Consider the following 4,033-nt stretch of genomic DNA (forward strand, 5'->3'; position numbering starts at 1 on the left):
AAGAAATCCCCTTATTGCAAAGATACTTTTTGAGATGGACTATTTTGATGAATGGGGGCAGGGTATCAACAAAATGAGACATCTTATGAAAGACGCCAAATTACCTGAGCCGGTCTTTGAAGAAATAGGTGATGAATTTAAAGTAACCTTATTTGGGCCTGGTGAGGATTTTTGAAATGGTCACATTGAAAGATGCCAGAGAAGTTAGTAGTGAAATAGTAAGGACATTGCAGCCTATTTCTGTCATTGTCTTTGGCTCAGTGGCGAAAGAAGGGATAGGAGAAGATCTTGATTTACTGATCATTAGTGAAGATAGCAAAGGAGATGCGAGAGGGCTTAACAATCTTCTTTCTAAACATCTAAGAGGCTTTTATAAAAGATTTGCCATTGATCCATTTATTGTGCCGGTCTCTAAGCTGCGGGAGTATTTTTTTAGGGGCAGTCCGTTCTTAAGGCTTATTCAAAATGAAGGGAGGTCTTTGTAAGAGAAGAGAGTAAAATTATGGACTTAGAAATAAGAGCAAAGGATTTCTTGAACCAGATTGAAGGAAGGATGTTGGAATTCAAAGAGGAGCTACCTTCAGGCCAGCAACTGGCTAAGACAGCAATTGCTTTTGCTAACGGCAGTGGGGGTAAGATTATTATTGGAATAAAGGATAAGCCCAGAGAGATTGTTGGCATAAGGAGCGAGGAACTGTTTTTATTAGAAGAGGTTGTCTCAAATATGGTACATGACCATTGTGAACCTCTGATTATTCCCCATATAAGAATAGAGCAGATTAACGATAAGTCTCTGTTGGTCATTGCTGTATATCCTGGTAATGATAAACCATACTTCCTTAAGTGTCCTGGTCGAGAAAAAGGCACCTATGTTAGAGTTGGTTCTTCCAATAGAGTGGCCGATCTGCCCACTATTGCCGAGTTAGAGAGACAGCGGTTAAATATAAGCTACGATTCAACTTCCTTATTTGGAGCCTCTCTTGACGACCTTGATAATTCCTCCATTGATGAATATATGGCTTTGAGAGAAGAAGTAAGGGGGATTCCCAAAGAGCCTCTTTCTAAAAGACTTTTGCTAAAACTCCGATTGGCAAAGCAAGAGGGAAAAGAAATATACCCCACGAGAGGTGGAATTTTGCTCTTTGGGAAATCTCCACTTGATTGCTTTCCCTACGGAGCAATTAAATGCGCCAGGTTTAAGGGCAGGGATATCAATGAGTTTATCGATCAACAGGAAATCTCCGGTCGGCTTAAAGATCAAGTAGAGGAGGCAATAAAATTCTTTAAGCGAAATGTTCGCAGAGGCGCCAGGATAAAAGGATTATACAGGGAAGAGAAGTATGCGTATCCGCCAGATGCAATAAGAGAAGCAATCATTAATGCTGTTGTCCATAGAGATTACAATATGGTAACGAAAACTATCTAAAATACTAAAGATTATTTGTAGAATTTAATATTTTATGTTAAATCTACAATAATCCAAAAAAACTTCTTGACAAAATGTTACAGATATATTATACTTTCTGTATAATGTTAAAAGCTTATAAGTATCGGTTATTCCCCATAAGAGAACAAAAAGAAATCCTTGCTAAGCAGTTTGGGTGTGCAAGATTTGTCTATAATTGGGGATTAGCAGAAAAAATTAAAGCATACACAACAAGCAAGAAAACATTATCTTGTTTTGATTTAACTAACCAATTAACAAAGAAGAAAAAAGAGCCAGAATTTGAATGGTTGCAAGAAACATATGCTCAAGTATTACAGATGTCATTAAGGAACTTAGATAACGCCTTCACTGCTTTTTTTAGAAAGCAAAATAGGTTTCCTAAGTTTAAGCATAAAAACTCAAAACAATCAACATCTTATCCACAAGGAATAAAAGTAGACTTTGACAATCAAACAATACGCATTCCAAAGGTTGGATGGGTAACAATAGTAATAGATAGGAAATTTGAGGGTAAAATAAAAACCGTTACGGTGAGCAAAACTGTAACTGACAAATATTTTGCCAACATATTAGTAGAGGATGATAAACCTTTGCCAGATAAGGTTAATGTAACAGAAGAAGGGACAGTCGGAGTAGATGTTGGGTTAAAGGATTTTGCGATACTTTCCACAGGCGAGAAGATACCCAACCCTAAGTATCTTAGGAATGCTGAAATACGGTTAGCAGTTAAGCAAAGGCAGTTAAGCAGGAAAAAGAAGGGTAGTAATAAGAGAATTAAGGCAAAGAAAGACGTTGCTTTAGTATATGAGAAAATAAGCAACCAAAGGTCAGATTTTATCCACAAAATTAGCTCAAAGCTAATCAGCGAAAACCAAGCAGTGGTGATTGAAGACTTAAATATCTCTGGTATGCTTAAAAATCATTGTCTTGCCAAAGGAATATCAGATGTAGCTTGGAGTAAGCTATTCGGCTTTCTTGCCTATAAATCCGATTGGTATGGCAAGACCTTGATACAGATAGGCAGATTTTCCCTATCAAGCAAAATCTGTAATATCTGCGGAGAAGTGAACCACAATCTGAAATTATCAGACAGAGAGTGGGTTTGTTCAGAATGCAAGACCAAGCATGATAGGGACATAAATGCTGCAATAAATATTAAAAAGTTTGGTCTACTCGGAGGGAAGGTCATCTCTACGAGGATAAATAAAGCTACTCTGAGTGGTTGACATTGGTCAGAGCGATGAAGAGTGGTATAAGATTTATTAAAAATCAATAATAGTTTTTATTGATTTTGAGGGTTTTAATGACATGAGTGGTTCGGATATAAAATTTGCCATCTTTGATGATCGGATCCAGATCACAAGTCCTGGGGTGCTGCCTATTGGTATCTCGCTGGAAGAGCTTGGCACTGGTTCATCTGAGATAAGAAATAGGGTTATTGCTAAGATATTTAAGGATATTGGTCTTATAGAAGAGTGGGGTCGAGGAATAAGGATAATGAGAGAAAAAATGAAGGAATGGGGATTGGATCTACCTTTATTTAAAGAGGAAGGGAGTTATTTTAAGGTAATCTTCTCTGGGGAGGAGAAGAGGAATCAAGTCTCAGAAGAGGAGTCTATTAAGATCCTTGATTTTATCCAAAGAGAAGGGAAGATAGAAAATAAGGATGTCCAGAGAATACTAAAGGTGCATAGGAACACAGCCACAAATAAGTTAAAGGCTTTTGTAGATTCAGGCAAGATAGAACAGAGGAAAAATGGGAAGACGACCTATTATGAGATGATCTGATTTATGCACAATGTGCATAAATGTGCATAAATGTGCAAAAGAGAAGGAATGGGTAAAATGGGACAAGCAAAGAAAATGATTTATCCTGAAATAGATAATAAGATTAGGGAATTGTCCATTATAGTATTTTAATACTATTTTGGTGTCATCCACAAAAGAAAAAAAATTTGACTTAGTGGCAATTATATACGATACTGGATAGTAACAGTTTACAGAAGTAAGGGATCTGCTTTCAGAAATCAGAAGAACAAGCAAATAAAGATTTTTCATCCTTATTGTTCTTTAGTTCCTTGGTTCTTCAGTTTTTCTATCATCTGTCGTCTGTTCTCTGTCTTCTGCTGACCCCTGAAGACTGATTCCTGTGAACTATTATATATGGTAATCTTCGGCTTTTTGCCTCTGCAATTAGGGCCAAAGAGAAGGTAGGAGTAACAACTGAGAATATACTTCGAGCATTTAGCCTAAGGAGGTAACTGTAATGCTATCAACATTAGATTTAAAGGTAATACAAGAATGGGCACAAACCTATGGAATCCGTTCCATCTATCTTTTTGGTTCCAGCCTCGAAGAATCAGGCGAAGTTAACGACATTGACCTTGGTGTCGAGGGTATCTCCAAGGATCGTTTTTTTGAACTGACAGGTAAACTTGACTGGGTACTGTCAAGACCTGTTGATGTGGTGGACCTTGACTCTAACAACCCTTTTGCTCCAGTCATTCGTAAGTATGGGAGACGCATCTATGGGCGAATATGAGGAATACCAGAGTGCCGAAAAACAGGCCATGGAGCGAACACTTG

6 protein-coding genes are annotated in these 4,033 nt (G+C 37.6%); all 6 read left to right on the plus strand.

The window, feature by feature from the left end:
• Positions 1–175 (plus strand): AAA family ATPase (locus KJ849_00765; protein MBU2599105.1); only part of this gene is annotated, 175 nt, incomplete at its 5' end.
• Position 176: 1 nt separating this feature from the next.
• Entirely contained in the window at positions 177–485 is a 309-nt protein-coding gene (locus KJ849_00770; protein ID MBU2599106.1) for a hypothetical protein, read from the plus strand.
• 17 nt (positions 486–502) lie between these two features.
• Entirely contained in the window at positions 503–1,426 is a 924-nt protein-coding gene (locus tag KJ849_00775) for a putative DNA binding domain-containing protein (protein ID MBU2599107.1), read from the plus strand.
• Positions 1,427–1,530: 104 nt separating this feature from the next.
• Positions 1,531–2,673 carry an IS200/IS605 family element transposase accessory protein TnpB gene (gene tnpB, locus KJ849_00780; protein MBU2599108.1) on the plus strand — a complete coding sequence of 381 codons (1,143 nt, stop codon included), beginning with the start codon at positions 1,531–1,533 and terminating at the stop codon, positions 2,671–2,673.
• Between the two features lie 82 nt (positions 2,674–2,755).
• Positions 2,756–3,235, plus strand: a complete 480-nt coding sequence (locus KJ849_00785; protein MBU2599109.1) for a hypothetical protein — start codon at positions 2,756–2,758, stop codon at positions 3,233–3,235.
• Positions 3,236–3,713: 478 nt separating this feature from the next.
• Positions 3,714–3,989, plus strand: coding sequence for a nucleotidyltransferase domain-containing protein (locus KJ849_00790; protein MBU2599110.1), 276 nt, complete (start codon positions 3,714–3,716; stop codon positions 3,987–3,989).
• Positions 3,990–4,033 lie beyond the last annotated feature (44 nt).

It is taken from the genome of bacterium (assembly GCA_018830565.1).
Lineage (GTDB): Bacteria > UBA9089 > JAHJRX01 > JAHJRX01 > JAHJRX01 > JAHJRX01.

Coding starts and splice junctions, on each gene's coding strand:
- tnpB (MBU2599108.1), top strand. CDS start 1,531: ATGTTAAAAGCTTATAAGTATCGGTTATTCCCCATAAGAGAACAAAAA.
- KJ849_00790 (MBU2599110.1), top strand. CDS start 3,714: ATGCTATCAACATTAGATTTAAAGGTAATACAAGAATGGGCACAAACC.
- KJ849_00770 (MBU2599106.1), top strand. CDS start 177: ATGGTCACATTGAAAGATGCCAGAGAAGTTAGTAGTGAAATAGTAAGG.
- KJ849_00775 (MBU2599107.1), top strand. CDS start 503: ATGGACTTAGAAATAAGAGCAAAGGATTTCTTGAACCAGATTGAAGGA.
- KJ849_00785 (MBU2599109.1), top strand. CDS start 2,756: ATGAGTGGTTCGGATATAAAATTTGCCATCTTTGATGATCGGATCCAG.